This window comes from Stenotrophomonas sp. SPM (assembly GCF_003105135.1).
Classification (GTDB): domain Bacteria; phylum Pseudomonadota; class Gammaproteobacteria; order Xanthomonadales; family Xanthomonadaceae; genus Stenotrophomonas.
In genome coordinates, this window is the sequence record NZ_QETL01000170.1 from 1 (window position 1) to 4726 (window position 4726).

The following is a 4726-nucleotide window of genomic DNA, read 5'->3' on the forward strand; positions in this document are numbered from 1 at the left end:
ACCGGAAAACGGCTCCGACCCCTTGTTCGAACACGTCTTTGAACGGAAACATTCCGTTGCCGGGACGTAACGCGGGCATGGCATGCGCGGGTGTACTCTGCTTCCATGATGGCCACGACAGTCGGGCAACAACAGCTGGCCGCCGCGCGTGCTGCGTTCGCGGAAGGCGATGTGCAGTCCTTGGCGGTGTTGCCGCTGCCGCTGCAGCACTCCTGGCAGCGTTCGCGCGCGGCCGGGGTGCAGCCGGGTCAGGAGCCTTACTACCCGCCGCTGCAGGGCGATGGCCTGCGCCTGCGCGATCCCGAAGACCGCCGCCTCGCGCGCTGTGTGCAGCCCGAACTGGAACAGCTGTGGGCCGCCTTCGGTGGGCGTGGCTGGACCATGTTCTGCGCCAACCGTGAGGGCCTGGTCATCGCGCAGCAGGCGCATGGCCTGGAGGATGCGCCACTGCTGCGGCCGATCCAGGTCGGGCGGCGGCTGGGCGAGGCCGAGATCGGCACCACGGCACCAGCGGTCAGCCTGGCCGATGACATGCCCGCGCTGGTGCGTGGCAACGAACATTACCTGCAGCGCTTCGCGCCGGTGTTCTGCCTCAGCGAACCGCTGCACGACCTCGATGGCCAGGTCTGCGGGGCGATCGACATCACCGGGCTGGGCGAGCGTGATCCGGCGCTGCTGCAGGGCTACTTCCGGCAGGCCGCGCTGGCCAGCGAGAACCGTTTGTTCCAAGGGCTGGCCGATGTGCACCTGCTGGCCGTGCAGCACGATCCGCGCTGGCTGGCCACGCCGCTGCAGGGGCTGTTGGCGGTGCAGGATGATTGCCAGCTGCGCGCCGCCAACCGCGTGGCACGCCGCCTGCTGGGCCTGCCGCGCCGCGGGCCGTTGCCTCTGCTGTCGATGGAGACGGTGTTTGCCGGTGCCAGTGCCGCGCAACGGCGCCGGCTGCTGCAACCGGGACCTGCACACCGGGTGCGGCTGGGCGAGGGCAGTGCGGTCTACCTGCAGCACCTGCGCGCACCGCGTGGGCCCCGCACGCGGGTGGTGGCAGCACCGATGACCGTGGCCGACGTTCCATTGCGCCAGCAGCAGCGTGAAGCCGCACGGCGTGCGGCGCAGGCGGCCGAAGGCAATCTCAGCCTGGCCGCCCGCCAGCTGGGTATCTCACGCACCACGCTGTACAAGCTGCTGCGCGATTAGGCGGGCGGTACGCCGGGCATAGCCCGGCGCTACCGCTGCAGCGTACAGCCCGGGGCGCGCCGGTCATCCATCGCGCGACACCCCGGTAGCGCCGGGCCATGCCCGGCGGCATCCATCAGTCGCGGAAGTTGTTGAACTGCAGCGGCAGCTCGAACTTGCCGGCCTTCAGCACCGCGATGGCGTCCTGCAGGTCGTCGCGCTTCTTGCCCTGCACGCGCAGCTTGTCGCCGTTGATCTGGCTTTCGACCTTCAGCTTTGCTTCCTTCAGGGCAGCGGCGATCTTCTTGGCGATCTTCTGCTCGATGCCCTGCTTGACGGTAATCTTCTGCCGGGCCTGGGCCAGGTTGGTCTCGATGTCGCCAAACTCCAGGCTCAGCACGTCGATGCCGCGCGCGGCCAGGCGGGCACGCAGGATGTCGTTCATCTGCTTGAGCTGGAACTCGGTCGGCGCGGTCTGGTTGATGACATCGCCCTCGCGCTCGAACTTGGCGTCCACGCCCTTGAAGTCGAAGCGGGTGGCCAGTTCGCGGTTGGCCTGGTCGATGGCGTTGGTCAGTTCGTGGGTGTCGACTTCGGACACGACGTCGAAGGAAGGCATGGGCGTGGCTCCGCGGAATTCAGTGGCCACCATTCTATCGCGGCACCCGTGCCCGGCGCCCGGCGGGGCACGCGGTCGGCGATAATGGGCCATGAACGCGCAACGCTCCCCTTCGCGCGCGGTGACCTGGATGGTCGCCGCCGTGGCCTGCTTCTCGCTGATGGACGCCGGCATGAAACAGCTGTCGGCCAGCTATCCCTCGCTGGAAGTCACCTTCCTGCGTGGCGCGGCTTCGCTGCCCTTCGTGCTGGTCTGGGTGCTGGCCAGTGCCGGCCCGCGCTCGCTCATTCCGCGCCGCTGGGGCCTGCACCTGCTGCGCGGCGGCCTGGGCATGGCGATGATCGGCTGCTTCGTATACGCATTGCGCGACCTGCCGCTGTCCACCGCCTACAGCATCTACTTCGTGGCCCCGCTGCTGATCGCGGCGCTGTCGGTGCCGCTGCTGGGCGAGCGGGTCGGACCGCGGCGCTGGGTGGCCATCGGCGTTGGCCTGCTGGGCGTGATCGTGGTGCTGCGCCCCGGCGTGGATGGCTTCATTTCCATTCCCGGCCTGATGGTGCTGGCCGCCGCCACCGCCTACGCCATCGCCGCCATCACGGTCAGCCTGCTGACCCGCACCGACACCTCGCAGTCGATGGTGGTCTGGTTCCTGGTCATCATGGCCATCGGTGCCGGCCTGCTGGCGCTGCCGGGCTGGGTGCCGCTGCAGCTGGCGCATGCGCCGCTGATCGCCGGCATGGGCCTGGCCGGCGCGCTCGGCCAGATCGCCCTGACCCGCGCCTTCCAGCTGGGCGAGGCGTCGATGATCGCGCCGCTGGAGTACAGCGGCCTGGTCTGGGTGATCGGTTGGGACCTGGCCTTCTGGGGCCAGCTGCCGGATGGCTATACCTGGGCTGGCGCGGCAATCATCGTGGCCTCGGGCCTTTATCTGCTGCACCGCGAGCGCCTGAACCGGGTGCAGCCGCCGAAACCGCTGGACCATCCCTGAGCCTGGGGGTAGTGCCGGCCGCTGGCCGACAATCCCTTGCGCTGGCAGGATCGCTGCGGTTGCCGGCCAGCGGCCGGCACTACCGGTTGCGAGGCTTCACGGCATCCTTAGAACCAAAAGGAATAACATTCTGGCCCAAGGCGCAGGCGCGCAACCGCCGGCGCTGGTAGGCTGCACGCCCCTTCCATCGCCCTGCCGGTGAGCCACGCCCGTGATCGAGTTCCAGCGCCTGCACAAATCCTATGCCGTTGCCGGCCGCCAAGTGAGCGCGCTGCAACCGCTGGACCTGACCATCGAGGCCGGCGAAGTGTTCGGCATCATCGGCCATTCCGGCGCGGGCAAGTCGACCCTGATCCGCATGATCAACCGCCTGGAAGAACCCAGTGGCGGGCGCCTGCTGATCGGCGGCGAGGACATCACCGCGCTGGATGCCGACGGGCTGCGCGCGCTGCGCCGGCGCATCGGCATGATTTTCCAGCACTTCAACCTGCTGTCCTCGCGCACCGTGGCCGGCAACGTCGCCTTCCCGCTGGAACTGGCCGGCGTGGCCAGGGCCGAGATCGACGCGCGCGTGGCCGAGCTGCTGCAGACCGTCGGCCTGCAGGACCACGCGGCGAAGTATCCGGCGCAGCTGTCCGGCGGCCAGAAGCAGCGCGTGGGCATCGCCCGTGCGTTGGCCACCCGCCCGCAGATCCTGCTGTGCGACGAAGCCACCAGTGCGCTCGACCCGCAGACCACGGCCTCGGTGCTGTCGCTGCTGTCGAAGATCAACCGCGAGCTGGGCCTGACCATCGTGCTGATCACCCACGAGATGGATGTCATCCGCCGCGTCTGCGACCGCGTGGCCGTGCTTGATGCCGGCCAGCTGGTGGAAACCGGCCCGGTCACCCAGGTGTTCCTGCACCCGCAGCACCCGACCACGCGCCGTTTCGTCAGCGAATCGGAGCATGTGGACGAGGGCACGCTGCACCGCGATTTCGACGTGGTCGGTGGCCGCATCGTGCGCCTGACCTTCCTCGGCGGCGATACCTACGAACCGCTGCTGGGCAGCGTGGCGCGGCAGACCGGCGTCGACTACAACATCCTGTCCGGCCGCATCGACCGGATCAAGGACACCCCTTATGGCCAGCTGGTGGTCGCCCTGGTGGGCGGTGACCAGTCCGCCGCGCAGGCCGCGTTCGTGGCCGCCGGCGTGCACGTTGAGGAACTGCGTCGATGATCGTCGCTACTGCTGAAGGCTTCTTCCGCCACCTGGATGCGGACAAGTGGGTGGATATCGGCAAGGCCACCGTCGAGACGCTGCTGATGATGGCCGGCTCGCTGCCGCTGACCCTGGCCATCGGCCTGCCGATGGGCGTGCTGCTGTACGTGTTTGGCGCGCCGCAGATGAAGCGTCGTCCGTTTGCCTACGGCGTACTGGCGATCGTGGTGAACCTGCTGCGTTCGGTGCCCTTCATCATCCTGATGGTGGTGCTGATTCCGGTGTCGCTGTGGCTGATGGGCCAGTCGATCGGCGTGCTCGGCACGCTGCCGGCGCTGGTGATCGGCGCGGCACCGTTCTATGCGCGCCTGGTCGAGACCGCGCTGCGCGAAGTGGACCGTGGCGTGGTCGAGGCCGCGCAGTCGATGGGTGCCACCACCTGGCAGCTGGTTACCCGGGTGCTGCTGCCTGAAGCGCGGCCGGGCCTGATTGCCGCCGCCACGGTCACCACCGTCGCCCTGGTCGGCTTCACTGCCATGGGCGGCGCGATCGGTTCCGGCGGCCTGGGTGACCTGGCCCTGCGCGAAGGCTACCAGCGCAACCGCACCGACGTGGCCCTGGTCACCGTGGTGGTTCTGCTGATCCTGGTGCAGCTGCTGCAGATGCTCGGCGACCGCCTGGTCGCGCATTACACCCGCAAGTAACCCGACCCATGTAGTGCCGGCCGCTGGCCGGCAACGAT

The 4726-nt window shown here is 68.8% G+C and carries 5 protein-coding genes; 4 read left to right on the forward strand and 1 reads right to left on the reverse strand.

Translation table 11 applies throughout. The annotated features are described in order from the left end of the window. Positions 1 to 105 precede the first annotated feature (105 nt). Complete coding sequence (locus DCO49_RS19415) at positions 106 to 1197, forward strand: helix-turn-helix domain-containing protein (protein WP_116865381.1); 1092 nt, start codon at positions 106 to 108, stop codon at positions 1195 to 1197. A 115-nt stretch (positions 1198 to 1312) separates the two neighbouring features. On the opposite strand, the gene DCO49_RS19420 is transcribed toward DCO49_RS19415, so the two are convergent. Next, positions 1313 to 1795 (reverse strand): YajQ family cyclic di-GMP-binding protein, encoded by a 483-nt coding sequence (locus DCO49_RS19420; protein WP_116865382.1) that lies wholly within the window; start codon positions 1793 to 1795, stop codon positions 1313 to 1315. 91 nt (positions 1796 to 1886) lie between these two features. Between DCO49_RS19420 and DCO49_RS19425 the strand changes: the two genes are divergently transcribed. The 3 genes from DCO49_RS19425 to DCO49_RS19435 all read left to right on the forward strand — a co-directional run bounded on the left by DCO49_RS19425 (position 1887) and on the right by DCO49_RS19435 (position 4688). Next, entirely contained in the window at positions 1887 to 2783 is an 897-nt protein-coding gene (locus DCO49_RS19425) for a DMT family transporter (protein WP_116865383.1), read from the forward strand. 211 nt (positions 2784 to 2994) lie between these two features. Beyond that, positions 2995 to 4002: a methionine ABC transporter ATP-binding protein gene (locus DCO49_RS19430; RefSeq protein ID WP_116865384.1), complete on the forward strand. Its 1008-nt coding sequence runs from the start codon at positions 2995 to 2997 to the stop codon at positions 4000 to 4002. Continuing rightward, a complete protein-coding gene (locus DCO49_RS19435; protein ID WP_116865385.1) occupies positions 3999 to 4688 on the forward strand; it encodes a methionine ABC transporter permease in 690 nt (229 codons plus the stop codon). Before DCO49_RS19430 ends, DCO49_RS19435 begins: the two co-directional genes overlap by 4 nt. Positions 4689 to 4726: the final 38 nt, after the last annotated feature.